The organism is Corynebacterium sp. MSK012 (assembly GCF_030232435.1).
In the GTDB taxonomy this organism is placed as follows: domain Bacteria; phylum Actinomycetota; class Actinomycetes; order Mycobacteriales; family Mycobacteriaceae; genus Corynebacterium; species Corynebacterium jeikeium_D.
The window spans coordinates 111,185-137,880 of sequence record NZ_JASPJU010000005.1 but is presented as its reverse complement, the minus strand read 5'-3'; the positions used below and the strand labels follow the sequence as shown (position 1 = coordinate 137,880).

Sequence of the window (26,696 nt, the reverse complement as noted above, 5' to 3'; positions counted from 1 at the left end):
CAGGGTTTACAACTTAATTGGAGCATCCTCCGGCTCGACAGCGCGCGGCAGATTGGACTCGCCCATCAAGTACTGGTCCACGGCCTCGGCGCAGGCGCGACCTTCGGCGATAGCCCACACAATCAAACTGGCCCCGCGGCCATTGTCACCGGCCACGAACACCGGACCGTCGAAGTTCTGCTCGATGTCGCTGCGCACGGCGAGGTAGTCGTCGTCACGCATCATCACACCGCGATCGTTGAACTGAATCCCCAGCTCATGCGACAGACCACCGCGCTCCGGACCGGAGAAGCCCAGCGCGATGAGAACTAGGTCGGCATCGAGTTCGAAATCCGTATCCTCCATAGGCACACGCTTGCCATCGATGACCTCGACCTCGTTGGCGGACAGGCCGGTCACGTGACCGTCCTCGCCGTGGAAGGAGACGGTGTTGACGTTGAAGACGCGCTTGCCCAGGGTCTCGCCGGTGACGCGAGCGTTAAGGCCGAGCGCCTCGGTAACCTCTGGCGGTTCGGAACCGGTGATGGTGTACTCACCTTCTTCGTGAGCAGTCGCCACGCGCCAGACCAGCGGGTACATCGGCCACGGAGTCGACGCCGCACGGGACTTCGGTGCACGGGGGCGAATATCGAACTGCGTGACGGACGCCGCTCCCTGGCGCAGCGCGGTACCGAAGCAGTCAATGCCGGTGTCACCGCCGCCAATGACAACGACCTTCTTGCCCTTCGCATCAATCGGCGGGGTGTCGAGCTCGCCTGCGGCAACGCGGTTGGCACCCGGCAGGTACTCCATAGCCTGGTGAATACCCTCCAAATCACGGCCATCGACAGGCAGGTCGCGGGCCAGTGACGCGCCGGTAGCTAGGACCACTGCATCGAATTCGGCCAGGTCAGCAGCCGTCGGTGAGATGTTGGTGCGGAACTCAGTGCCCTCGATTTCCATCTGCTCGAGACGACGGTCGAGGAAACGCTGCTCCATCTTGTAGTCCGGCACGCCGTAGCGCATCAGACCACCAATCTTGTCGTCGCGCTCGAAGACCGTGACATCATGCCCGGCGCGAGTCAGCTGCTGTGCTGCAGCAAGGCCCGCCGGCCCGGAGCCGATGACAGCGATGTGTTGGCCGGTGTCGAAAGTCGGCACAATCGGCTGCACCCAGCCCTCATCGAAGCCGCGTTCAACGATGGCCAGCTCGATGTTCTTAATGGTCACGGCATCATCATTGATGCCGAGCACACAACCGCCCTCACACGGTGCCGGGCACAGGCGGCCCGTCCACTCCGGGAAGTTGTTGGTGGCGTGCAAGCGCTCGAAAGCCTCGTGCCAGCGGTTCTGACGAACCAGGTCATTCCACTCCGGAATGATGTTGCCCAGCGGGCAGGCCGAGTGACAAAACGGCACACCACAGTCCATACAGCGGGTCGCCTGCTGTTGCACCTGCTCGTTGCTAGCCTCCTCATAGACCTCTTTCCAGTCCATCAGACGCAGCGGAACCGGGCGATGAGCAGGCTCTTCGCGCTGGAATTTCATGAACCCCTTCGGATCAGCCATTGGTTACTGCCTCCATGATTGCTTCGTTGATGTCAGCGTCGTTGTCCTTTGCCTTCGCGACTACGTCGAGAATTCGGGCGTAATCACGCGGCATGATTTTGATGAACTGTGCAGCCGGGAACCGAGTCTTAGAACCCGTGAGCTTGCGGTGCTTCGACAGCGTGGCCTCCAACCAGCTGATGTCCTCATCATCGAGCGGCACAATATCGACCAGCTCGGTGTTGATGTTCGCCCGCGTCGCCTCGTTATCCAGCAGGTAAGCGATACCGCCACTCATACCGGCGCCGAAGTTGTGACCGACCGGGCCCGCCACTACGACGCGGCCACCGGTCATGTACTCGCAACCGTGGTTACCGATGCCCTCGACCACGGCCGTAGCACCGGAGTTACGCACGCAGAAGCGCTCACCGACAGTGCCGCGGACGAAGATCTCACCGCTGGTGGCACCAAAACCAATGACATTGCCGGCAATGGTGTCGGTAGCCACATCCGCGGTCGGCGGGGCCGAACGTGAAGGTCGAACCACAATCTTGCCACCGCACAGGCCCTTGCCGACGAAGTCGTTGGCATCGCCCTCCAGCTTGATGGTCACACCGGCCGGCAGGAACGCACCCAGCGAGTTACCGGCGGAACCGAGCAGGTTGACGACGATGGAGTCGTCGGCAAGCCCCTGCTTACCTGCGACTTTGGTGACTTCATACCCCAGGCGCGTGCCCACGGAACGGTTCACATTGCTGATGGCGTGGTGCAGCGATACCGGTGTCGGCGCCAGCCCATTCGCGCGCGCCGTACGCAGCGCGGGCTGCGCTTCGTCGATGAGGCGCTCATCCAACGCGCCCTCAAGGCCGTGGTCCTGCGCCTTCGTGCAGTAGGAATCCTGGTCCGCAAAGAAGGGGCTTTCGGCAACGTGCAGGATTCGCTCCAGGTCAAGCTTTGCGACGCGCGGAAGGTTGTCGAGATCCTTGCGCGGACGCAGGCACTCGGCATGTCCGACCGCTTCATCGATGGTGCGGAAACCCAGCTCAGCGAGGTATTCACGGACCTGCTGGGCGATGAAGGTGAAGAAGTTGACCACGTGCTCGGCACGGCCGGTGAACTTGCTCCGCAACTTCGGATTCTGGGTGGCAATACCAACTGGACAGGTGTCCAGGTGGCAGACGCGCATCATGACGCAGCCCTCAACCACCAGCGGAGCGGTAGCAAAACCAAACTCCTCAGCACCCAGCAACATCGCGACCACGACATCACGACCGGTCTTGAGCTGGCCATCGCACTGCACGCGGATGCGGTCGCGCAGCCCGTTGAGCATCAGGGTCTGCTGGGTTTCAGCGAGCCCCAGCTCCCACGGACCGCCGGCGTGCTTGAGGCTGGTCAGTGGCGAGGCACCAGTGCCGCCATCGTGGCCGGAGATCAGCACGACGTCGGCATGCGCCTTCGAGACACCAGCGGCGACGGTACCCACGCCCTGCTCGGAGACGAGCTTGACGTGAATGCGGGCGCGCGGATTGGCGTTCTTGAGGTCGTAGATGAGCTGTGCCAGATCCTCGATTGAGTAGATGTCGTGGTGCGGTGGCGGCGAGATTAGCCCCACGCCCGGGGTGGTGATGCGGACTTCCGCGATCCACGGGTAGACCTTGTTCGGTGGCAACTGGCCACCCTCGCCGGGCTTTGCACCCTGGGCCATCTTGATCTGGATGTCGGTGCAGTTGGACAGGTAGTGGCTGGTCACACCGAAGCGGCCCGATGCGACCTGCTTGATGGCAGAGCGTTTCCAGTCGCCGTTGGCCTCCATTTCGAAACGGTCTGGGTCCTCGCCACCCTCGCCGGAGTTGGACATGGCGCCCAGGCGATTCATAGCGATGGCCAGCGTCTCATGTGCCTCCGCAGAGATGGAGCCATAGCTCATTGCGCCGGTGGAGAAACGCTTGACGATGCTCGAGACCGGTTCGACCTCATCAATGTCGATTGGCTCGCGGTCCGAGGCGAACTCGAGCATGCCGCGCAGAGTTGCCAGCTGCTTGGTCTGCTCATCAACCTTGTTGGTGTAGTCGCGGAAGACCGCGTACTGACCAGTGCGGGTCGCATGCTGCAGCGTGTAGATTGTCTCTGGGTTGAATAGGTGGTACTCGCCTTCGCGACGCCACTTGTACTCGCCGCCGAGATCCAGCTCACGGTGTGCCTGCTCTTCCGGACGCGGCAGGAATGCGCTGCGGTGACGGGCGGCAACATCTTCTGCGACCTCGTCGAGACCAATACCTTCCAGCGGAGAAACAGCGCCGGTGAAGTACTCGTCCAGGAACTCCTGCGACAGACCGACGGTGTCGGCCAGCTGAGCGCCACGGTAGGACTGCAGTGAGGCGATACCCATCTTGGACATGACCTTCAGCACGCCCTTGGAGGCAGCCTTGCAGTAGTTCGAGCAGGCCTGATCCAACGTCAGAGCTCCGAGCTGGTCCTTCATGCGCAGCTCATCGATGGTTTCGAAAGTCATGTATGGGTTAATGGCATCGGCACCAAAGCCCAGCAGCATGGCCATGTGGTGCACCTCGCGGGCGTCGCCAGCCTCAATGATGAGGCTGGCGCGCGTGCGAGTGCGCTCCTCCACCAGGTGGTGGTGAACCGCGGAGGTCAGCAGCAGCGACGGGATAGGGGCAAAGCGCTCGTTGGACTCACGGTCAGACAGCACAATCAGTCGGGCACCACGGTCGATGGCCTCAGAGACCTCACGGCGGACACGACGGATAGCGTTGCGCAGGCCGCGGCCACCGCGGGCGACCGGGTACAGACCGGAGATGACCTCGGCACGGAACTCGGAATACTCCTCGTTCTTGCCCGCCTGGCACAGGGTGACAAAGTCGTGGTTGTCCAGGATTGGATGCTCAAGCCGGATGCGACGGGCGGCATCGGCGGTGGGCTCCAGGATGTTGGTCTCTGCCCCCAGCAACGTATTCATGCTGGTGATGGACTTTTCGCGCAGCGAGTCCAACGGCGGGTTGGTCACCTGCGCGAACCGCTGCGAGAAGAAGTCGAACAGCATGCGAGGGCGGTTGGACAGTGCCGCAATCGGCGTGTCTGAGCCCATCGAACCCAGGCCCTCCGCGCCGGTGAGTGCCATCGGGCGGATGATGAGGTCAACGTCTTCTTCGGTGATGCCGAAGACGCGCTGTCGTAACACCGCGCGGGCATGCGGCATGTACTGGTAGCGCTCTCGTGGCAGGTCGGTGATGTCGACCAGGCCCTCTTTGATCCATTCCTCGTATGGACCGGTGGCGGCCAGCGTGGACTTAATCTCCTTGTCCTCAATAATGCGACCGGCCTTCATGTCCACCAGGAACATACGCCCCGGCTGCACGCGCGTGCGCTGCACAATCTGCTCCGGCGGGATATCCAGGACACCAGCTTCGGAGGCCATCACCACCAGGCCCTCGTCGGTCACCCAGATGCGCCCCGGGCGCAGACCATTGCGATCCAGGGTGGCACCGATGACCTGGCCGTCGGTAAAGCAGATGGCAGCGGGGCCGTCCCACGGCTCCATCAGGCAGGCGTGGTACTCGTAGAACGCGCGAACCTGCGGGCTGAGATTGTCGTCGTGCTCCCAGGCCTGCGGAACCATCATCATGACCGCATGCGGGAGACTACGACCACCGAGATGCAGTAACTCCAGGGCCTCGTCGAAACGCGCAGTGTCAGAACCGTTGGGGTCGCACACCGGCAGTGCGCGGTCGATGTTGCCCAGCTTGCCAGAGCGAATTAGCGACTCGCGGGCGCGCATCCAGTTCTCGTTGCCGCGCACGGTGTTGATTTCGCCATTGTGAGCGACGTAGCGGTACGGGTGTGCCAGCGGCCAGGACGGGAAAGTGTTCGTGGAAAAGCGTGAGTGCACGATGGCGAGCGCGGAAGTGACTTCCTTCTGCTGCAGGTCAAGGTAGAAATCCTTCAGCTGCGGAGTAGTCAGCATGCCCTTGTAGACGATCGTGCGGCTGGACAGCGACGGGAAGTACACGGTGTCGCCACCAGAGCCCTCGCCAGCGCCCTGTTCACCCAGCTCACGCTCGCAGCGCTTACGCAGGAAGAACATCTTGCGGTCGAGATCGATATCGCTGAGCTGGCGACCCTCGTAGTTCTTCGCGGTAACGAAGAGCTGACGCAGCACCGGCATAGCCTGGCGAGCCATCTGGCCAAGCCCGTCAGCGTTAATCGGCACATCGCGCCATGCCAAGATCTCGATGCCCTCTTCGGCGCAGATGTCTTCAATAGCCCGGATGGCATCAAGGGTGGCCATGCGCGACTGCGGCAGGAACGCAATACCGGTGGCGTAGGTGCCAGCCGGCGGCAAAATAACGCCTTCCTTGCTCAGCTCAGCACGGTAGTAGGCATCCGGAACCTGAATGAGAATGCCGGCACCGTCGCCGGTGGTCTTCTCAGCGCCGGCGGCACCGCGGTGGTCGAGGTTGACCAGTGCCTGGATGCCCTTTTCCACAATGTCATGGGTCTGGCGACCGTAAATGTCGGCAACAAAGGCCACGCCACACGCATCATGTTCGTTCGACGGGTGGTAGAGACCTTCCCTCTGAGGACCACGAGGCAATGTGGTCGCTGTTTCGGTCAGAGTCATGGCTGTCTTAGCTGTCATGGCTGTTTTCCCCTTGTAGGTGCAATGTGCCAATTGGGGGACACGGGTTATCTATATTTCCAACTGTTTTAACAATGCACTTTCATCTAGGCGTATTGCAATACGTATTTAGGGAACTAGCTATATTTACCCACCCCCGAAGGAGCTAGAACACCCTTCCCGTTCGACTAAAACCGGGCTTTTACTACCCGCTTTAACGCCATAACCCCCTAATCGAGCTACCACCCCCGCTAACTACGCACAATTGTTCGATTCTTTAGCAAACCTCCCTCCATACCCAATCCGCCCCCACCGCTATGGTTAGCTCCATGCTCGCCAACCGTCGTTTCCGCTCGCCACTGCAGGGCCTCGCCCTCCTTATCGGCGCAGCGACAATCCTCAGCGGCTGCACGGCCCCCACAGCCCCCACCCCAGAGAGCCAGTCATACAGCCCGGCACCGGCACCCGCATTTACGCCCGAGCCAGAGGAACCCGCGCCCGAGATTCCCGAAGCGCCCCACACCCCCGCCGCCCCGGACACCCCAGCGCCCGGCACATCGCCTATCGACGGCATCCGTAGCGCCCTCAACCAGCTGGAGGTAAAAGGGCGCGCACCGAAAACCGGCTATGCGCGCGATGAGTTCGGGCAACGTTGGAGCGACGACGTCTCTGCCGAGTTTGGGCACAACGGATGTGACACGCGAAACGATATTTTGAATCGTGACCTTATTAATAAGGAGTACAAACCAAATAGCCACGATTGCGTCGTGCTTTCAGGGCAATTACTGGATCCCTATACCGGCACGATGATTGAGTTCCAGCGTGGCCGCGATACCTCTTCTGCCGTTCAAATCGACCATGTCGTAGCCTTAAGCGACGCCTGGCAAAAGGGGGCACAGCAACTCCCGCCCGAGGTTCGGCAGGACTTTGCCAATGACCCCCTCAACCTCTTGGCCGTCGATGGCCCCGCCAATCAACAGAAGCGGGATAGCGATGCCGCATCCTGGGTACCCGCCAATAAGCCATTTCGCTGCCAGTATGTCGCTCGCCAGGTGGCAGTAAAACAGAAATACCACCTGTGGCTCACACAGGCGGAGTACGATGCCATCGACCGTTGGCTCTCTACCTGCACACCAGAGGATGAGCCCGCACTTGCCGCCCTAACCCTGAATTAGGGCAACTTCCTCCGGCGCTCACCGATGCCACACACCGAGGCTCAAGCCGGCGAATATGTCACCTATTTAGCTACGTGTTCGCAACCTCCGCCCCTCCTAGTCGCGAACATTTCTATTTTTCTGAAGATTCCTAGCCCCCTAATTTCTGGGGGCGACCGCCATTCAGCTACTGCCCGCCCCGTCAAACAAACCAACCGAAAACCCCTGGGTTCATAGAGTTATATACGTCAATATCAGAATTGAATTCGTTACCGTAGTGTTATCATTTCGTTATATTCACTGCTTCCTGTCGGTTTATAACTGTTTGATAACACTGTATCCTCGAGCCCGTACGCGAAAAGGTACCCGTCGTAAAGCACTGCGCACACTAACTGCGTATTTTTTACTTTTCTTCGTGGAAACTACTTTTTGACGCGGCACAGGTTTGTTAAAGTCTGGTTGTTACAAAATCGCACTACCGTGACTGATGGTGTCAGTGTGACTAAAGAGTCGCTTGGCGCTATTAATCGCTTGTCCATCATCTTGGAGGATTCTCACCCATGGCAGCTGAAATGAAGGCTCCGGAAGTACCACTTGGGCTCCAAATCAAGGCTTTTGCCCAGTCGATTCCACCACTCCTGCGTACTGGTGCCCTGTACATGACTCCGAAGACGGCGCCGAAGATTCTCGATTACCTGCGTCGCCTGAAGTTCTCCGTCGCCAGCCTGATTTCCATGAGTGCGCTGCGCTACCCGGATCGCCTCGCCCTTGTCGACGATGACGGTGAACTCACCTATTCTCAGCTGCTTGACAACTCTCACGCCCTGGCTCGCGCCTTGATGGACCGTGGCATGACCCAGAAGTCCAGCTTCGGCGTTATCGCACGCAACGGCCGCGGCATCATCCTGCCGATGGCCATCAAGGGATTCATCGGCTCCGAAATTATGCTGATGAACATCGGCTCCGGCCCGACTCAGATTCGCGGTGTCGTTGACCAGAATAAGGCCAAGTTCCTGTTCGTCGATGACGAGTTCCTGGGCAACCTGCCAGAAGACCTCGACGATGTCACCGTCGTTATTACCTCCGTGACCAAGCCGGAGACCCGCAAGAACGCGGGCAAGAACTTCGTGTTCATGGAAGACCTCATTGAAGAAGGTCGTACATCGAACGCCAAGCTAGATCCGAAGCCGGAGCAGGGACGCATCATCATCATGTCCTCCGGCACCACCGGCATCCCGAAGGGTGTCCTGCGCAATGAGCCCAAGACACCGGCAACCGTGGGTGCAATCGCCGATCGTATTCCGTGGCGCCGCAACATGGTCATTCACCAGTCCGCATCCATGTTCCACGCCTGGGGCTGGGCAAATGTGCTGATTGGCATGGCTACCGGCTCCACCATTGTCACCATGCGTGTCTTCGACCCGAAGAAGGCTGTTGACCAGTGTGAACAGTACGGCTGTAACGGCATGATTTCCGCGGCCTTCTTCCTGCGCCAGATCAAGGATGTTCTGGATGAGGAGCCGAACCGCAAGATTGGCCCGTTCCGCTTCATTGTCTCCTCTGGTAACGCCATCCCGGGCTGGCTCGTCTCCGCGCTGACTCACCGCTTCGGTCCGGTTATCTGTAACTTCTACGGCTCCACCGAGGCCGGCCTGTGCTCCATCGCATCCGGCGCGGACCTCGCAGCCCGCCCGGACTCCGCAGGTCGCCCGGCAATTGGCGCCAAGGTTCGCATCCTGGGTGACGACGGCAAGGAAGTCGAGCCGGGTGAGGTTGGCATGATCCACACCGCTCAGGAGCTCTCCTTCATCGGTTACCTGAACAAGAAGGACAAGTTCACCACCGTCGATGGCCTGTTCCAGATTGGTGACCTCGGCCGTATCGACCAGGACGGCTACCTGTACATCTGTGGTCGCTCCGACGACATGGTGATCAAGGGCGGCGAGAACGTCTTCCCACGCGAGGTCGAAGAAATTCTGGGCCCGGTGCCGGGCATCGCCGATGTCTTCTGCCACGGCAGCAACGAAAACGACGAGATTTTCGCTGACCTGTTCCTCTACGTTGTCCGCGAGGACAATGAGGCCGGCAAGAACCTCACCGAGGACATGCTGCGCGAGTACGTCCGCGAAACTCTGGCCGAGCACTCCACTCCGGACCGCGTCTTCTTCGTCGACTCCCTGCCGCGCAACGCCATCGGCAAGGTTGTCCCGCGCGAGGTCAAAGCAATGCACGAGCGCCTGAACCTGGACGCTCAGTAAGAAGCCTGCACACGAAAGTGTGCCCACCGGCTATCCGCCTGGTGGGCACACTTTTTGCTTATTTCCGCTACCTTTTACACGGCTATCCGCGCGGGCGCACCTGGATTTCATCCACGTTGGCATCCGCTCCGGTATCAACGGCCAGACGTACTGCGGCTGCGATCGATTCAGGCCGCATGAACTTCGTTCCGTCGTAACGCCAATCCGCATCATCGCGGTGCCAATTCGACTGCAGCTGAACCTGCATATCGGTATCGACGCGCCCGGGGTGCACGGAGCTGACTCGTACCGCGCCACGCTCTTCCTCGCGCAGTGCATCGGTGAAGGCCCGCAGCGCGAACTTCGACGCCGCATACGGCGAAGTACCAGCTGAAGCGCGGAATCCCGAGCCCGAGTTGATTGTCACCAGCGTGCCCTCCGCCTTGCGCAGCGCTGGCAGCAACTGGCGTGTCAGGTCGGCGACGGCGACGACGTTGATGTCCATAATTCGCGACCAGTCCGCACGCGAAACCTCCGCCACGTCCCCATCGACGTACACGCCCGCCGAGTGCACGAGCACATCCAACCCGCGCCCACCGAGCGCCTCCAACAGCTTTGCCACTTCCGCGTTTACGGCGTCGGGATCACCCAGGTCGGCAACGAATACGCTTGCCGACGGCAACTGCGACGCCACCTTCTCGGCAGACTCAGCACTGGTAGCGCCCACAATGACATGGTGGTCACGGGAGAGATCCTTGGCGACCGCCAGGCCAATACCACGGCTTGCACCCGTGACCAGGGCAATCTTGGTGTCAGCGGCAATATCGATGCTCATGTACGGCTCCTCTATGTAGTCGGTTTACTTCTTCGGCTTCGCGCCGCCCACCTGGTCGATGGGGGTCACCTGCAGGAAGTCAATGTTGACGCGCTTCGGACGGGTGGCCGCGAACACAATGATGTCGGCAACATCATCGGCGGTCAGCGACTCAACGCCATCGTAGACCGCTGCGGCCTTGGTCTCGTCGCCGTCGAAACGCACGAGTGAGAAGTCGGTGTGGACGCGCCCCGGATCGATTTCGGTGACGCGCACGCCATCGGCAGCAACCTCTTGACGCAGGACTTCCACCAGCGCGCGCTCAGCGTGCTTGGCTGCGTTGTAACCGGCGCCGCCGGTGTAGACCTGACGGCCGGCAATCGAGCCGACGGTGAGCACAATGCCGCTGGTGGACTTCAATGCGGGCAGCAGCGCGCGGGTGACGCGCAGGGTGCCCAGCACGTTGACCTCGTACATCCAGCGCCACTTTTCCTCGACAGCGCCTTCAACCGATTCCATGCCCCAGGCGCCACCGGCGTTGTTAACCAGCACGTCGACGCGCGGTTCGGCCTTAGCCAGCGCCGCCACATCGGCGTCAGAGGTGACGTCAACCTTGTAGACCGTCGCTTCACCACCGGCAGCGCGAATCTCCTCCGCGACAGCCTCCAGCTTGTCCTCGCGGCGGGCTCCCAGCACAACGCGGAAACCTTCAGCTGCGAACTGCTTGGCAGTGGCTGCACCAATACCGGAAGAAGCACCGGTAACTACAGCTACTTTCTTGCCATTAGTTGAAGTTTCAGAGGTCATGGGGGCTTAACTCCTTGCTACATGCGTCTACTGATATTCCCGACTGTAGTCATACGACACCCTCCTGCGCCGAAGACTGCGCGTGCTTTACACCTGATGTTCCACGTGAAACGTATATAAAACTGTGCAGGAATTTTCCCGATTCACCTCATACGCAGCTGCTAAAACCGCGATACTGGTTGCATGTCTGACCAGCCTCACTTCCCACATCTTCTCTCCCCTCTCGACGTCGGTCCTCTAACTCTGCGCAATCGCATCATCATGGGCTCAATGCACTCCGGCCTGGAAGATCGCACCCGTGATATCCCCAAGCTGGCTGCCTACCTGGGTCGGCGCGCCGAAGGTGGCGTGGGGCTCATCGTCACCGGCGGTTATGCTCCCAACATCGAGGGTTGGCTGACTCCGGCCGGTTCGATGATGGCGTCGAAGCGCATGGCGGACAATCACCGCCGCGTTACTGACCTCGTGCGCTCCCACGGCAGCCACATCGTGCTGCAGGTGCTGCACGCCGGTCGTTACAGCTACAGCCCGCTGGCTCGCTCCGCCAATACCGGTCAGTCGCCGATTAGCCCGTTTAAGGCTCACCGCCTCACCGGCTTTGATGTCTCACGCACTATCGGCGCTTATGTCCGCGCCGCGAAGCTCGCAAAGCGCGCCGGTTACGACGGCATCGAGGTTATGGGTTCCGAGGGTTACCTGCTCAACCAGTTCCTGGCCGAGCGCACCAACCACCGCTCGGACAACTGGGGTGGCAGCGCCGAGGCTCGCATGCGCCTGCCCATCGAAATTGTCCGCCGCATTCGCGCCGAGGTGGGCGAGGACTTCCTACTGCAGTACCGCATTTCGCTGCTTGACCTGGTGGAAGACGGCCAGACCTGGTCCGAGACCACTGAACTCGCGCAGCGTCTGGTCGAGGCTGGCGTCGATGTCTTCAACACCGGTATCGGCTGGCACGAAGCACGCGTCCCCACCATCGTCACGTCCGTGCCGCGCGCCGCATTCACGGATCTGACGGGTCGTCTCCGTTCGCTTGTCGACGTCCCGGTGGCAGCCTCCAACCGAATCAACCGCCCCGAGGTTGCGGAGAAGATCCTCGCTGACGGCGATGCGGACCTGATTTCCATGGCCCGCCCACTGCTGGCTGACCCGGACTTCGCCATCAAGGCGGGCGATGGTCGAGCTGACCAGATCAACACCTGTATCGCCTGTAACCAGGCCTGCCTGGACCACACCTTCGCGGCCAAGCGCTCCACCTGTTTGGTCAACCCAAAGGCGGCTTACGAAACCGAGCTGGTATCCGTGCCGGTGTCAAAGGACAAGGCCAAGCGCGTCGCCGTCATCGGCGCTGGTGTGGCTGGACTCGCTTTCGCGGAAGCCGCAGCTCAGCGCGGTCACCACCCGGAGATCTTCGAAGCCGCCGACCAGATTGGTGGCCAGTTCAACCTCGCCGCAAAGATTCCGGGCAAGGAGGACTATGGCGAGACGCTGAAGTACTTCTCCCGTCGCCTGGAGGTGCTCGAAGTTCCGGTTCACCTGAACACGCGTGCCGACGTCGACGAGCTCAAGGCCAAGTTTGACCACGTGATTGTGGCCACGGGTGTCACCCCGCGTATCCCGGGCATTGACGGTATCGACCACGAGAAGGTCATTCGTTACGACGAACTGCTCTCGGGTGCGAAGCAGGCCGGCAACAAGGTGGCCGTCATCGGTGCTGGTGGTATCGGTGTGGACGTGTGTGAATACCTCACCCGCAAGCCGAACCAGACCATCGAAGCCTGGAAGGACGCCTGGGGCGTCGGTGACCCTGCGGAGTTCCGCGCGGGTCTGACCAAGCCGGGCACGGTCTCTGGCGCGGCTGAGGAGTTTGAGGTTGAGCGCGAGGTGCACCTGCTGCAGCGCAAGACCTCCCGCATCGGTAAGGGCCTGGGCAAGACCACTGGTTGGGTTCACCGTGCGGAGATCAAGAAGGCCGGTGTCAAGCAGTACACCGGCGTCACCTACAACCGTATCGATGACGAGGGCCTACACATCACCATCGATGAAAAGCCACAGGTCATCGCGGTTGACAACGTGATTGTCTGTACTGGTCAGGTATCCAATCTGGACTGCCTGGGCGGAAAGAATCGCGAGAGCGTCACCGGCGATAACTCCAATGTCACCATCATCGGCGGCGCGGACGTGGCCGCTGAGCTGGACGCAAAGCGTGCCATCCGCCAGGCCGTTGAGGTAGCGCTCGCGCTGTAGGGCTAGGGCTGCTACGCCTCGTAGCGGTCGGTGTAGGCGCGCTGCTCGAACTCGAAACGGCCCGGGTGAGCCGGGAACTCACCCGGGACACCGATGGCCAGCAACAGCGCTACCGCCACATCGGTGTCACCAGCACCGATAGCTTCCTTGACCTTCTGCTCACTAAAGCCCGTCATCGGGGAGCTAGCCCAACCAAAGGCGCTGGCAGTGACCATAGCGAAAGAAGCGGCAATCATGGCGTCGCGGATTGCGAACTCGCGGGAGAGACCCTTTTCCTCGCGGGCCTTATGGAAGGAGGTCATCGAGGCCTCCCGCTCGGCAGCGGCGACTTCGTCCCACAGGCCAGTGGCCTTATTGGCTTCAACCAGGCGCGGAATACCGCGCTTCCATCCGGTCGGCTCACCAATGAAGGCGAGCAGCAGCGGCGCATTGGCAACCTGCTTCTGACCACCGGCAGCTTCCACTACCTGCTGGCGCACCTCAGGGTCCTCGATGCGCACGATTGCGCGGGACTGAATGTTAAAAGCACTGGGAGCTTCCAGAGATAGCTCCAGGAGGCGGCGCACGTCAGCGTCGTCAAGCGGTTCGTCAGCATAGACGCGCGTGGCACGGCGGTTGCGGATGATGTTCTCAAATTCGGTGGCGAACTGATCGCGCGGAGAATGCGAAGTCATGCATTAAAGAATAACTGTTTGCCAACCTTCGAGTTCGAGCAGCCAGCGCTTCATTTCGCGGCCGCCGGCATAGGATCCGAAAGACCCCACTCCCCCACTGGCGGGCACCACGCGGTGACAGGGAATCAGAATGCCCAGCGGATTGGTGGCACAGGCCGAGCCGGCAGCTCTGGCGGCACGGGGTGATCCGGCCATTTCAGCGAGCTCACCGTAGGTCACAACCTGGCCATACGGCACGTCGCGCAGTGCGGTCAGCGCACGAGCGCGGAAAGAATCCTGGGTGAATATGTCGCAGTCCAGCGGCAGCGCAAACTCGCGGCGCTGCCCGGCAAAGTACTCGCGGAACTGCTGCGCTGCCTGTTCCGCCACCGCTTGCGCTTCGGGGTCGGCGGCGCTGGGGTCGTCGTCAAGCACGGGGCCTAAGAGATTGACTTCGACGACCCCGCGAGCGGAGGTGGCGATTCCAAGCGCGCCGAAAGGCGTTTCTACCTGGGAAATCGCCATAAAACCTCCTACTTAGCCCTTGTTGGCCTGGAACCAGGCCAACAGCTCGTCCCACTCCTTCTCGTGACCGGAGCGGAAGTAACCACCGTAGCCCACGCCCTTGCCGCCAGCCGGCTGAGCCTGGCGCTTTTCAATCTTTTCAGCAGAGCTCATCACATTGGTGATCAGGTCTGCCGAGGACTCCTCAGTCCAGTAATCATCCGGAACGCGGATGGACAGGAACGGCTGCGGAGCCTTGGAGAAGCGGTTAGCGAAGTCGAACTCGGAGTCGTCGAAGAAGTAGCCTTCCTTGCGAGCCCAACGAGCCCACTGACGCATGACACCGTTCGGCGGCTCAACAGCTAGACGCCACGCCGACGCCGGAATGTGGCCAGTGATGAAACCGCTAATCGGGCCGAGAATATTGAAGATGAAGAATGCGCGGACCTTGCCCGCCACGGACGGCACCTTGGAAATACGCATACCGCGGCAGTTGACCAACGCCGCTGCGTCATAGGTGCCCTCGGAGCCGGCGTAGACGATGCCGTGACCACCAACCGCGTGGCCGACAGCGAAGTGCGGCACGTCCGGGTAGGTCTCCTTGGCCCACTCGATCACACCCGGAATATCCTTGGTGATCCAGTCCGACATCCGGATGTCTTCATTGTTCTGGTCAGTCTTCAGAGCGGACTGGCCAATTCCGCGGTAGTCATAGGTGATAACGCCGTAGCCCTTTTCTGCCACGGTCTCAGCGAAACGGTGGTAGAAACCCTGCGGCACACCGGTACCGGAGTGAACGGTGATGATGCCGTTGGGAATGTTCTCTGGGTTCTCCTTCGGGCGGAACATGGTTCCGCGCAGCAGGACGCGGTCATTTGCCGGAATAATGATGTCCTGCCGAGGGCACGGCTCCGGCAACTTCGGGCTCTTCGCGGAAAAACGGCTATCCCCAGTGGAAGTGGTTGAGGCTTCGGAGGTCATTTATGCAGTTCCTTCGAGTGGACTTAAACAGTGCATGATTTTGTATACACAATCTTAAAGTGTAAGGCTCATCACTTTCAGCGCTTTCGTGGAATTTGCCTCACACGCGTTACAACTGCACATCCCCATAGGCGCGTTCGTCCTCAATTGGCTCCAGATGCGAGGAGATATGCACACCGGGAAAACGCTCCCGCAGCTCACCTTCCATCGCGGTAAGCACATCGTGACCGCGCTCCACGCTCCACGCGCCCGGCACCAGCACATGGAACTCAATGAACTTCTGATGCCCCGACTCGCGAGTGCGGATTTCGTGGACGTCAATGCCACGACTCCGGTCACGGTGCGAGGCCAAAATCTCATCCACCGCCACGCGGTCGTCGCCCTCCATGGCCTTGTCCATCAGGCCGTTACCGGAATCGCGCAGCAGCTTGTAGCCGGTGACCAGGATGTTTACGGCCACGGCCAGCGCGATGATCGGGTCGAGCCACCACAGGCCGGTAACCCACACCAGCGCCACACCTACGAGCACTCCGGCGGAGGTCCACACGTCGGTCATAAGATGCTTGCCGTCGGCGGTCAGCGCCAGGGAGTTGTGTTGGCGCCCGGCCTTAAGCAGAATCAGCGCCACCGCACCATTGATCACCGAGGCAATTACGGTCACGACGAGGCCCAGGCCAATCTGCTCAATCGGCTGCGGGTTCACCAACCGCTCGATGGAGACATAAATAATGGCCGCCGCCGCCACGAAGATCATGGCACCTTCCAGCCCGGCCGAGAAGTACTCTGCCTTGGAATGGCCGAACTCATGATCGCGGTCCGCGGGCCGCGCGATAACCTTGAGCACAATAATTGCGACAACTGCCGCAACCAGATTGACAATCGACTCCGTCGCGTCGGAAAGCAGGCCCACCGATCCGGTCAGAGTGTAGCCCCAAAACTTCAGCGCGATGGTGACGACCGCCGCCCCCACTGAAAGCCAACCAAAACGAGATAAGTCCTGCATATGCGGGCACTTTACCCGCCCTTCCGGAGTTACTACCAGTTCTATGAGCACCGATTTCCAGTTCAATTTGCAGAACATTTCTGCAGGCCTGCCGTTCGCGTCGCAGCTCGCCTCGCTTGCCGACGCCGTGCGCGACCACGACGTAGTAGTCCAGGCCCCACCGGGTACCGGCAAGACCACTTTGGTTCCACCGGCGGTGGCCAACACCCTGGGCGGCCGCATTGTGGTCACGGCTCCCCGGCGCGTGGCGGTGCGCTCGGCGGCGCGGCGGTTGGCGCAGCTGTCGGGCACCAAGCTCGGTGAGGAAGTTGGCTACTCGGTGCGTGGCGACGCAAAAGTTTCCCGCGCCACCCGCGTGGAGTTTGTCACTCCCGGTGTGCTGCTGCGCCGACTGCTGCGCGACGGCGACGTGGACGCCAGCGCGGTGCTCATCGACGAGGTGCACGAGCGCGGCTTGGACACCGACCTGGTGTTGGCGATGGTGCGCGACTTGCGGGATATCCGCGATGACCTGCGCATTGTCGCTATGTCGGCAACGGTGGACGCGCCGAAGTTCGCGGCCTTGCTCGGCGGCTCCACCCCGGCCCCCATTGTGGCGGCGGAGGCGGAGATCTTTCCGCTGGACATCCGCTACGCGCCCTTTCCGCAGCGGCTGGATGCACGCGGTGTGACCGACGACTTCCTGCAGCACGTTGCCGCCCAGGCCAGCACACTCGCGGAAGAAGCCGCCGGTGATGTGCTGGTTTTCCTCCCTGGCATCCGCGAGGTGGAACGCTGCGCAGGCTATATCGCGGATTCCTCGGAGGTGGCGGTGCTGACGCTGCACGGCCAGCAGAGCTCCGAGGAGCAGGACCGCGTGTTCCGTCGGCAAGCGGATGGTAGACGCGTAATTGTGTCCACCGCGATTGCGGAATCATCCGTGACTGTGCCGGGCGTGCGCGCCGTTGTCGACGCCTGCCTCGCACGCGGACCGCGGCTCGACATTGCGCGTGGCTTCTCCGGCCTGGTCACCAGCTCGTGTGCACAGTCCTCGGCGAACCAGCGCGCAGGCCGAGCGGGACGTGAGGGCCCGGGCATCGTGGTGCGCTGCGTCTCCCAGTCGGAATTCGCGTCCTTGCCCGCCTGGCCCGCGCCGGAAATCGAGGTCGCCGACCTGACCCAAGCGCTCCTCGACGCCGCCGCGTGGGGCACGCCTGGGATGCAGGGACTGAAGCTTCTCGACAACCCACCACCCCACCACGCCGAGGCTGCAAACCGCATTCTCGCTGGCCTGGGCGCTGTTGATGAGGCCGGTGACATCACGGAACTCGGCCGCACCTTGGCTACCCTGCCGGTGCATCCGCGTATGGGACGCGCGCTGCTGACGGCTACGGACATGATGCCGGAGCACGCGGGCGCGGTCGCACGCGCGGTGGAGAAACTCACCGATGCCCGCGGCTTGGCCAAGCAGGTGCGCCGCATTGAGCTGGATACTGAGGCCCCCGCCAACCTGCTGCCCTCGGACATCCCCGCGCTGGTCACGGCCCTGGCCTGGCCGGATTTCATCGGGCGACGCCGCAGTGCGAATTCCGACGAGTACCTTTTCACCGGCGGCACCGCAGCGGAACTCGCCCGCGGTTCTGACCTACACGGCCACGAATGGATCGCGGCCGCCGACATCTCGCGGCTCTCACACGGCCGCGCACTGATTCGCGACGGCGAGGCGATCGACCTGGAAATCGCCATGCTCGCCGCCGGCCACCTCGCCCGCACGGAGACCACGGCGCGCGTCGAACAGGGCCGCGTTCGCGCCCGCGAGCGTGACCTGCTCGGCGCCATCGAGCTGTCCTCCCGCCAGGTCTCCCCAACACCTGAGCAGTGCATTGCTGCCAACTCCGCCTGGCTTGCCGACGCCGCCCCCAACCTCGACCGCGACACCGAACAACTCCGCCGCCGCATGGCCTTTCTCCACACTCATCGCGGTGCCCCATGGCCGGATGTCTCCCCCGCAGGGCTCGCGGCCCAGGCCGAGCTCCTCTTTGCTGGCGAGCTGGACCGCCCGACCCCTCCCAAGCTAGATGCCGAGCACCTCCGCCGCCTGCTGCCCTGGCCGGAGGCCACGGACTTCGACCGGCTGGTGCCCGAACGCCTGGAGGTCCCCTCCGGTTCGAAGATTCGCCTGGAGTACCCGGAGGACCCCACGAACCCTGAGGCAAAGATTGTGCTCGCCGTGAAGTTGCAGGAGTGCTTCGGCCTGGCGGAGACCCCGCAGGTATTGGAAAAGCCGGTGACAATGCATTTGCTGTCACCGGCTCAGCGACCACTCGCGGTCACTCAGGACTTGGAAAGTTTCTGGAATGGCGCCTACGCACAGGTTCGCTCCGAGATGCGGGGCCGTTACCCCAAGCACCCGTGGCCGGAGAACCCGTGGGAGGAGCAGGCTACTGCGAGAACGAAGCGTCGTCGTTAAGCAAGCCCGTCGTTAAGCAGCTGCCTGTGCCCGCACGCGACTGGGCTTGCGCCAGAGGTAGATTGCGTAGCCCAGGCAGGTGAAGAAGAGCACGCCGCCCATGATTCCCTGCATGTTGCCGTAGAACCACTGCCCCACATTGGCAGCGTGGCCGAAGTCATTGCCCACGAACACCTCGTACGGTGCCCACCAGTGGGCGATCATGAACAGGACACCGACAATAATGTGCCCGATCTCGCGGACGAAGAGCACCAGCGGCACGAAGACCATGACGATCGACCAGTGGTGGCTGACCGCGTATGGCCCGGCGAAGCTGACCGCCAGCGCAACGAAACCAAGGGCTGCGACATCATAGCCGTTGCGGTGGTAGATCCACGCCACGAAAGCAGCAGCGATGGCACCGATGAGGAAGAAACCGTAGATGCCAATATCGAGCGCGGTACCCTCCACCCCGGCGCGGGCGAGCAGACCACTGAACGCCTGGTTGGCCTCATAGGTCGGGGCGCCACCGCGGTTGCCGGCGAAGAACTCATCGGTCCAGAAGTAGATGGACTCCTTAAAGCGCACGGCGAAACCAATAGCGACGGTCACCAGGAACCAGCAGAAGCTCTTGGCCACGGCCGCAAAGTCACGGCGCATGAGGAACACCAGCGCATATGCCGCGGGGGTGATCTTAATTCCCGCCGCGATACCCACGCCCAGTCCACGCAGTTTCTTGGGCAAAAAGCCCAGCACATCGGAGACCACCAGCAGCGCGAGGAAGACGTTGATCTGCCCGAAGAGCACGTTGGCGCGCAGCGGGTCGAGCAGCATCACAACACCGAGCACGCAGGTAGCCATCAGCTTCGGACGCTCAGAGCCGAGACGAGTGAAGACCATCCACAGCATCGCCCACACCGCCGCCAGCGTGGCGAACGTCCAGATGATCTGCAGGGTCACCGGCCCCGCCCAGGTCAGCGGGTAAAACAGCAGCGCCGCAAACGGTGGGTAGATGAAGCGGAAACCCGATCTGGTGGGAAACTCTGGTGAGTAGAGATCCTGGTCTCGTCGTAGTGCCCAGCCGGCGTCTTGGAAGACCTCGAGGTCCATCATGTAGGCAGTTGCCGCAAGATAGATGAAGTCGATGACAACGACCAGCGACACCAGCCCAAATACAATTGCCAAGATCCGTCTCTGCATGACGGAAAGCGTCGAGAGTCTGTCCATGAGCATGATTCGACACTACCGCACAGTTCTTCCTACTCAGGCCTTAGAGTGGGAGGTATGTTCGTGGAAAACTATCGCAAGGTTCGCTCCGAGATTGACGACGCTTGCCGACGAGCTGGGCGCCAGCCCTCCGAGGTCCGCCTGCTGCCAGTCAGCAAGACTGTGCCTGTCGACGCCCTGGTGGAATCCTGGCCGGAGCTCGCAGCAGCCGGCTGCGCTGGCCTGGCGGAAAACCGCGTCCAAGAAGCGGTGGCCAAGGCGGAGGCATTCCGGGAGGCCTTCGGCGACAAGGCACCGCATATGGCCATCATTGGCCCACTGCAGACGAATAAGGCCGGCCACTTAGTCAGCTGTGCTGATGAGTTTCAGGCGCTGGATCGCCCGAAGGTGGCCGGGGCGCTGCAGCGTCGCTTGGCCGATTCCGAGCGCAAGCTCGATGTGTTGATTCAGGTCAATGCCTCCCGCGAGCCGCAGAAGTCGGGTCTGGCGCCGAGTCACGCGGCGGAGTTTGTCCGCATGTTTGGCCCCGATGGCGAATACCCGAACCTGCGTCTGCGCGGGTTTATGACCATCGCGGCCCAGAATGATCCGAATGTGCGCGAGACCTTCGCGGAGCTGCGGGAGCTGCGGGACAGTCTGCTCGGGGATTTGCCGGACGGTGTCAGCCTCAACGAACTGTCAATGGGTATGTCCGGCGACTACCGCGAAGCCATCGCCGAGGGGGCGACCACCGTCCGTGTGGGACGCGCCATCTTCGGTGAGCGCTCCTATCAGAAATAAAGGTCGCGAAATAGAGGTAATCTCAATGCCATGAGTTCTGATGTCTCCCCGTGCTCCCGTCGTCGTTTCCTCCTGGGAACTGCCGCCACTGCAGCTGGCGCACTCGTAGCCGCTTGTGCACCAAAGTCTGCGGTGGAAAAGGTTGACGCTGCCGACATTCCGGTTGGCGGCGGTGTGGTGATCGGCAATTACGTCGTCACGCAGCCGGAGGAAGGCAAGTTCGCCGCTTTCTCCAGTTCCTGCCCGCACCAGAATGGTCGTATCACCGAGGTCAGCAATGGTGTGATGATTTGCCCGAACCACAACTCACACTTTGATATTGCTACTGGTGAGGTTGTTTCTGGCCCGTCGCGTAAGCCCGCTGGCCAGGCATCGCTTTCAGCCGAAGGCACTGAGCTGATTGTGGGCCAGAAGTAGGTTTATCTTCTACCGCCGCGGCTTCAACCCCGCCACAGCACACGCGCCCGCGATGAAGGACAGCGCCACCAACCACGGAATCAGCCCTGCCCACTCGAAGCGACTGAACACCATGCCGGATACCCAACCGACAATGGACGAACCCGCGTAGTAGCTGAACAGGTACATCGATGACGCCTCGGCGCGGTCGCGCTGCGCCACCAGCCCCACGCCGGACGAGGACAGTGAGTGCGCCACGAAGAACGATGCCGTGAATACAAGTACGCCCACAACCAATGCGGGCAGCCACGGCAGCAGCGCCAGCCCCAGGCCCACGCACGCGGCCAGAGTCGCAATGGCGATGAGGCGACGGCGGCTCACCGTCTTCGCCCACACGCCCGCGCGTGCCGACGACCACGTGCCCGACAGGTAGAGAATAAATACGAACCCTGCCAGTGCCGGGGAGAGCCCGAACTTATCGCCCAGTCGGAAGCCCAGGTAGTTGTACAGAGAGACAAACGACCCCATAAACAGGAACGCCAGGGCGCACAGCGCGAGAATGCGCGGGTCGCGCAAGTGCCGCGCTATGGCCTGCCCCTCCCCTGCAAACGACAGCTGCTTCGGCTGGAACCTACGCTGTTGCGGCAGGAAGTACCAGGTCAGAATGGCGAAAACAAACGCCACCGTCGCCGAGACCGCAATCGCCACCCGCCAGGAGGCGAACTCCAGCACAATGGACGGAATAATACGGCCGAGCAGGCCACCGACCGTCGTGCCCGAGATATACAGCCCCATCACGCGACTGACATGGTCGGCGTGGACTTCCTCACTGACATACGCCATAGCCACTGCGGGCACACCGGCAATGACAATGCCCTGCAACAGGCGCAGCGCAATCATCGAACCGATGCCCGGCGCAATTGACACCACGAGCCCCAGTAGCGTTGCCACAAATGCGCTGATGACGATGACGCGCCTGCGCCCAAAGCGCTCCGACAAAATGGACACCGGGATAATCGCACAGGCCAAGCCACCGGTGGTGGCGGATACCGTCAGCGCGGCGGTGGCGGGGTCGACCGATAGCTCGTCGGAAAGCGTGGGCAGTAGCGCCTGCGTTGCGTAGAGCGCTTGGAACGATGCCAGGCCAGCGAAAAGCACAGCAATAAGCGCGCGACGGAATCCGGGATCTTCTGGCCGTAGTCCTTCGATCTGTTCGGGGTTTTCGTTAGCGCTAGTCACTTGTCCTACGTTAACCCTCCCTCCAAACCTCTCGCTGAGTACCCGGATTCAGAAAACCTTTTTAATTCGCCCGCGGTATCGCTTTCGTTTTATTAGTTTCGTAGGCATGACTACTTCTTCCGCACAGCCACAGAGTCGCAATCACGACCGCGAGTACGACATCGTCGTCTACGGTGCCACGGGTTTCGTGGGCCGCTTGATTGTGGACTATCTGGCTAAACACGCCGGTCAGACGAAGGTGGCGCTCGCAGGCAGGAACGCCCAGAAGCTTGCCGACGTCGCGGAGAACGCAGGCGTATCGGACTGGCCGGTCATTGTTGCGGATGCCGCCGACCAGCAAGCGGTGGCTCAGCTTGCGGCCAGCACAAAGGTGGTGCTGACCGTTGTGGGACCGTACGCGAAGTACGGCCGCACTCTGGTGGCCGAGTGCGCCAAGGCCGGTACTCACTACGTCGACCTGTGTGGCGAGGTGCTGTTCGTCCACGACTCCATCGCGAATAACCACGAGGTGGCACAGCAGACCGGAGCGAAGATTGTTCACTCCTGCGGCTTCGACTCGATTCCTTCCGACGTCGCTGTCCGCGAGCTCCACGAGGCGGCCCACACCAAGCTCGGTGAAACAACCCTGCTGTTCAAGCACGTCAAGGGCGGTGTCTCCGGCGGCACTATCGATTCGGTCCGCGTCCAGCTTGCACAGGCCAAGAAGGACCCCAAGCTGCGTCGCATCATCGCCGATCAGTACGCCCTGGCTGAGCCGGGTCCCGACCAGGGTAAGTTCGGCGTCGACCTGCGCCCGGCGCGCTTCCGCCGCCACTGGCGAGCGCCCTTCTTCATGTCGCCGTTCAACACCCGAATTGTTCAGCGCTCGGCGATGCTGGCGGATTACGGTGATTCCTTCCGCTACCGCGAGCTACTCAATGTCGGCCGTGGCCCGAGGGCTTTCGTCCGCGCAAATATTTTTGCGGCTGTCTGCAGGTTGGCGCTGGCGGCGATGGCGTTCGGGCCGACGGCCAAGCTCATTGATAAGAAGCTGCCGAAGCCGGGTGAGGGCCCGAGCGCTGAAGAACAGGCCGAGGGTCGCTTCACCATCGAGGCCTACACTGTCGATACCTCCGGCATTCACTGGCGTTCCAAGGTGTCTCTCGAGGAAGACCCGGGGTACGCAGGCACCGCGATTATGATTTCCAGCGCCGCCCTCGCACTCGTCCACGACGATCTGCCGGACGCTACCGGCGTGCTCACTCCTACTGTCGCGCTTGGCGACGCCCTGTCCCGCCGTCTCCGCGCGGGCGGCATGACCATTGAGGCGGTGCAGGCTCGATGACTGATGGCCTGACCGGTGCTTTTGCGAATCTCACCCGCGGACCGAAACTGCCGAGTGTAGGTGGCGGCCGTGCGTTAGTGACCGGCGCTTCCTCCGGCATCGGTTGGGCATGCGCGGAGGCACTAGTCAAGGACGGTTTCGAGGTCGTTGGCACGTCCCGCAGGGGCGCCGAGGCGCCGCACCCCGAGGGCGTGCAGATGGTGGCACTCGACATGTCCAGCGCCGACGACATCGCTGCTGTGGTCGCCCACGGGCCTTACGACGTCGTCGTCGCCAACGCCGGTGAGAGCCAGTCGGGCGCTTTCGAGGAGCTACCCCGCGAGGCGCTTGAGCGTCTCTTCCAAGTCAATGTTCTGGGGCAGGTGGAGCTGTTACAGCAGCTGCTGCCTGGCATGCGCGAGGCCGGTCGTGGCCGAATTGTGCTGGTTGGCTCGATGCTCGGCGGGTTGCCGCTGTCCTACCGTTCTTCCTATGTGGCGACGAAGGCCGCTATCCGCGGCTTTGGGCTTTCGTTGCGCGGTGAAGTCGCGCAGTTCGGTATTGGGGTGACGGTTGTCGAACCGGGTGCCATCAACACGGGGATTTCTACACGTCGGACGACGTATGGCGATGAGGGCTCCGTTTACGCTGCTGATGTCCACCGCATGCTGACGAAGTTGAACGCCAATGAGGAAGATGGCATTCCCGCTTCGGAGATTGCTGAGGTGGTTATGCGCGAGGTGACCGCCGAGCGACCTTTGGCTCTGGTGGCGCGGGGGTCGTCGGCAAGCGTTGCAGTGCCCTTCATGCGGCGAATCCCGACGCAAGCGATGTTGACCATCATGCGCCGGGTGCACGGGCTGCGGTGAGTTAATCGGCGATGGCGCGCATTTCGACTGCCTGCGCGCACGCCTCCGCGGCTTCGTGGGCTAGATTGATGGCCTCTTGCTCGTCTGCGACTTGGACAATCCAAAAAGCTGACGGGAACGTCATCGCGTTGTAGTACGGCAAATCGCTGTGCGAACCATCCGGCAGCACCGTCATGGCATCCTCCGGTGGAACCAGCCCGCCGGACATAACCCAGTGGCCTTCGTCCTGAAGCTTCTGATTGAAGCGTCCAATCCGTTCAAAGGCAGCGTGCATTTCCTCATCAGAGTCATACGCGTTGATATCTCTGCGGCCATGGACCGTGAAAAAGTACTGCACACCAAGCTCCTGAGTTTCGTTTTGCTAAGTGTAACAGATTGCGCGGGGCTGGAACCGGGAATTTGTGGGAATTTTAGAGCTTTGGCTGAGCGTTTTTGTGGCCAGGGCCTAGTTTTCCTCTTTCGCAGCGGCGGCTCGCTGTGCCCTGATCTCCGCTACCTGCTGCTTGCGGGTATTGAAACCCATGCGCCACGGGGCGGCTAGACCTGACTCGGGGGCATGCGGGTTATCGCGCCAAGATTTGCCTTCGTTGTAGGCCTGCGCGCCCTCACGGTATGCGGCGGACTGCTGAGAAAAAGTTGGATACGGCTGTTCGTCAGCCTGCCTTGCCTGCGCGCCGACAGCTTTCATTCTTGCGCGCAGTTCCTTGATTTTGTTCTTCGCCCTTTCGTCATGCTGTTCCTGCTGCTCTGCGATCTCAGCGAGTGCTTGCTGCTCGGTGATGGGGTCGAACGAGTCTTGTCCTGCCTGGTCGTAGGCTTCCTTAGCGCGCGGGGTGCGCTCCCAATCACGCAAAGACGGATTGTAAACGCACCAGTCTTCCTGACCGTCATCTTTGTAGATACTGCCGCTGTGATCCCAATACCTTGTCATGCGTGTACCCTCCTGAGTGTTTCTATCGGGATAATATCCCCTCATAATCAAACTTGAACTACCCCACTCGCGCGGGGAAAACAGCTGGTGTAGCGTCTCCGTACCGGGTGCTGCGGGAACATCCCCGCTCGCGCGGGGAAAACAAACGTCTCCCGCTGTGCAGTAAGCAGGTCTACGGAACATCCCCGCTCGCGCGGGGAAAACTAACGCTTTGAGCCGGGGCGAGCGTTGCCGCGCGGGGAAAACCTTTTTTCATGCCTGCGTCAACCGGCGTGGGCAGGAACATCCCCGCTCGCGCGGGGAAAACTCCTGCTCGGTGGCGGGTTTCCCCTGCATCCACGGAACATCCCCGCTCGCGCGGGGAAAACGGGTTCCGCCATCACCCGGAGCTGCAGATGGAGGGAACATCCCCGCTCGCGCGGGGAAAACCACTTGGCTGTAATCAGCCACGAACCAGGAGTCGGAACATCCCCGCTCGCGCGGGGAAAACGCTGCAACGTGAAATTCCGTTGGCAGCTGTACCGGAACATCCCCGCTCGCGCGGGGAAAACAGCGTGCTGAGGATCAGTTGTCGCAGGCGCGGAGGAACATCCCCGCTCGCGCGGGGAAAACTGGAATCTGCGCCGCCGAGTAATCCAAAACTTGGGAACATCCCCGCTCGCGCGGGGAAAACCATGCTGCCCAGAATGCGGAGAGGATTTGTGGGGGAACATCCCCGCTCGCGCGGGGAAAACTCAAGCAACGGAGACAGCAGCTCAAGCGTGTTCGGAACATCCCCGCTCGCGCGGGGAAAACACGGCACACATCTCGATTTCGACTTCCCACCACGGAACATCCCCGCTCGCGCGGGGAAAACATTGTCCCGGCGTGGCAGTTCATGGGCGACATGGGAACATCCCCGCTCGCGCGGGGAAAACACGGCACACATCTCGATTTCGACTTCCCACCACGGAACATCCCCGCTCG

20 protein-coding genes and 1 CRISPR repeat array are annotated in these 26,696 nt (G+C 61.6%); of the genes, 8 read left to right on the top strand and 12 right to left on the bottom strand.

The genetic code is table 11. The features are described from left to right. Window positions 1-6: 6 nt before the first annotated feature. Window positions 7-1,548 (bottom strand): glutamate synthase subunit beta, encoded by a 1,542-nt coding sequence (locus QP977_RS04615; RefSeq protein WP_284847179.1) that lies wholly within the window; start codon window positions 1,546-1,548, stop codon window positions 7-9. After that, complete coding sequence (gene gltB, locus QP977_RS04610) at window positions 1,541-6,163, bottom strand: glutamate synthase large subunit (RefSeq protein ID WP_187404433.1); 4,623 nt, start codon at window positions 6,161-6,163, stop codon at window positions 1,541-1,543. Before gltB ends, QP977_RS04615 begins: the two co-directional genes overlap by 8 nt. A 314-nt stretch (window positions 6,164-6,477) precedes the next feature. Between gltB and QP977_RS04605 the strand changes: the two genes are divergently transcribed. Next, window positions 6,478-7,335 (top strand): HNH endonuclease family protein, encoded by an 858-nt coding sequence (locus QP977_RS04605; protein ID WP_080971510.1) that lies wholly within the window; start codon window positions 6,478-6,480, stop codon window positions 7,333-7,335. A gap of 539 nt (window positions 7,336-7,874) precedes the next feature. After that, window positions 7,875-9,572, top strand: a complete 1,698-nt coding sequence (locus QP977_RS04600; protein ID WP_016421788.1) for an AMP-binding protein — start codon at window positions 7,875-7,877, stop codon at window positions 9,570-9,572. 82 nt (window positions 9,573-9,654) lie between these two features. Here the strand turns inward: QP977_RS04600 and QP977_RS04595 are convergent, their stop codons facing one another. Both QP977_RS04595 and QP977_RS04590 read right to left on the bottom strand, forming a co-directional pair. Next, window positions 9,655-10,386, bottom strand: a complete 732-nt coding sequence (locus tag QP977_RS04595) for an SDR family oxidoreductase (protein ID WP_272708114.1) — start codon at window positions 10,384-10,386, stop codon at window positions 9,655-9,657. Window positions 10,387-10,410: 24 nt separating this feature from the next. Then, entirely contained in the window at window positions 10,411-11,172 is a 762-nt protein-coding gene (locus QP977_RS04590; RefSeq protein ID WP_049193380.1) for an SDR family oxidoreductase, read from the bottom strand. A gap of 183 nt (window positions 11,173-11,355) precedes the next feature. Between QP977_RS04590 and QP977_RS04585 the strand changes: the two genes are divergently transcribed. Then, on the top strand, window positions 11,356-13,416 hold the full coding sequence (locus QP977_RS04585; RefSeq protein ID WP_284847178.1) for an oxidoreductase: 2,061 nt from the start codon (window positions 11,356-11,358) through the stop codon (window positions 13,414-13,416). Between the two features lie 11 nt (window positions 13,417-13,427). On the opposite strand, the gene QP977_RS04580 is transcribed toward QP977_RS04585, so the two are convergent. From QP977_RS04580 to QP977_RS04565, 4 genes are all read right to left on the bottom strand, one after another. Further along, a complete protein-coding gene (locus QP977_RS04580; RefSeq protein WP_049193382.1) occupies window positions 13,428-14,090 on the bottom strand; it encodes a nitroreductase family protein in 663 nt (220 codons plus the stop codon). A gap of 3 nt (window positions 14,091-14,093) precedes the next feature. Further along, window positions 14,094-14,594: a methylated-DNA--[protein]-cysteine S-methyltransferase gene (locus QP977_RS04575; RefSeq protein ID WP_070862546.1), complete on the bottom strand. Its 501-nt coding sequence runs from the start codon at window positions 14,592-14,594 to the stop codon at window positions 14,094-14,096. A 12-nt stretch (window positions 14,595-14,606) separates the two neighbouring features. After that, window positions 14,607-15,554: an alpha/beta hydrolase family protein gene (locus QP977_RS04570; RefSeq protein ID WP_049189819.1), complete on the bottom strand. Its 948-nt coding sequence runs from the start codon at window positions 15,552-15,554 to the stop codon at window positions 14,607-14,609. 109 nt (window positions 15,555-15,663) lie between these two features. After that, entirely contained in the window at window positions 15,664-16,557 is an 894-nt protein-coding gene (locus QP977_RS04565; protein WP_258225543.1) for a cation diffusion facilitator family transporter, read from the bottom strand. A gap of 43 nt (window positions 16,558-16,600) precedes the next feature. Between QP977_RS04565 and QP977_RS04560 the strand changes: the two genes are divergently transcribed. Further along, entirely contained in the window at window positions 16,601-19,006 is a 2,406-nt protein-coding gene (locus QP977_RS04560) for an ATP-dependent RNA helicase (RefSeq protein WP_284847177.1), read from the top strand. Between the two features lie 12 nt (window positions 19,007-19,018). On the opposite strand, the gene QP977_RS04555 is transcribed toward QP977_RS04560, so the two are convergent. Continuing rightward, on the bottom strand, window positions 19,019-20,185 hold the full coding sequence (locus QP977_RS04555) for a glycosyltransferase 87 family protein (RefSeq protein WP_224433604.1): 1,167 nt from the start codon (window positions 20,183-20,185) through the stop codon (window positions 19,019-19,021). Window positions 20,186-20,269: 84 nt separating this feature from the next. On the opposite strand from QP977_RS04555, the gene QP977_RS04550 reads away from it, so the two are divergent. After that, window positions 20,270-20,992 carry a YggS family pyridoxal phosphate-dependent enzyme gene (locus QP977_RS04550; RefSeq protein WP_049193390.1) on the top strand — a complete coding sequence of 241 codons (723 nt, stop codon included), beginning with the start codon at window positions 20,270-20,272 and terminating at the stop codon, window positions 20,990-20,992. A gap of 30 nt (window positions 20,993-21,022) precedes the next feature. Further along, window positions 21,023-21,409: a Rieske (2Fe-2S) protein gene (locus QP977_RS04545; protein WP_049172555.1), complete on the top strand. Its 387-nt coding sequence runs from the start codon at window positions 21,023-21,025 to the stop codon at window positions 21,407-21,409. Window positions 21,410-21,418: 9 nt separating this feature from the next. On the opposite strand, the gene QP977_RS04540 is transcribed toward QP977_RS04545, so the two are convergent. Further along, entirely contained in the window at window positions 21,419-22,627 is a 1,209-nt protein-coding gene (locus QP977_RS04540; protein ID WP_284847176.1) for an MFS transporter, read from the bottom strand. A 106-nt stretch (window positions 22,628-22,733) separates the two neighbouring features. On the opposite strand from QP977_RS04540, the gene QP977_RS04535 reads away from it, so the two are divergent. Next, window positions 22,734-23,951 carry a saccharopine dehydrogenase family protein gene (locus tag QP977_RS04535; RefSeq protein ID WP_070595870.1) on the top strand — a complete coding sequence of 406 codons (1,218 nt, stop codon included), beginning with the start codon at window positions 22,734-22,736 and terminating at the stop codon, window positions 23,949-23,951. Next, window positions 23,948-24,799, top strand: a complete 852-nt coding sequence (locus tag QP977_RS04530; protein WP_070767668.1) for an SDR family NAD(P)-dependent oxidoreductase — start codon at window positions 23,948-23,950, stop codon at window positions 24,797-24,799. Before QP977_RS04535 ends, QP977_RS04530 begins: the two co-directional genes overlap by 4 nt. A 1-nt stretch (window position 24,800) precedes the next feature. Here QP977_RS04530 and QP977_RS04525 read toward each other — a convergent pair whose 3' ends face one another. Continuing rightward, window positions 24,801-25,136: a YciI family protein gene (locus tag QP977_RS04525; RefSeq protein ID WP_049172565.1), complete on the bottom strand. Its 336-nt coding sequence runs from the start codon at window positions 25,134-25,136 to the stop codon at window positions 24,801-24,803. 108 nt (window positions 25,137-25,244) lie between these two features. After that, window positions 25,245-25,730 carry a hypothetical protein gene (locus QP977_RS04520; protein ID WP_070607207.1) on the bottom strand — a complete coding sequence of 162 codons (486 nt, stop codon included), beginning with the start codon at window positions 25,728-25,730 and terminating at the stop codon, window positions 25,245-25,247. Between the two features lie 278 nt (window positions 25,731-26,008). Next, window positions 26,009-26,647: a CRISPR direct-repeat array (repeat unit 28 nt; unit sequence GGAACATCCCCGCTCGCGCGGGGAAAAC). Between the last annotated feature and the right edge of the window lie 49 nt (window positions 26,648-26,696).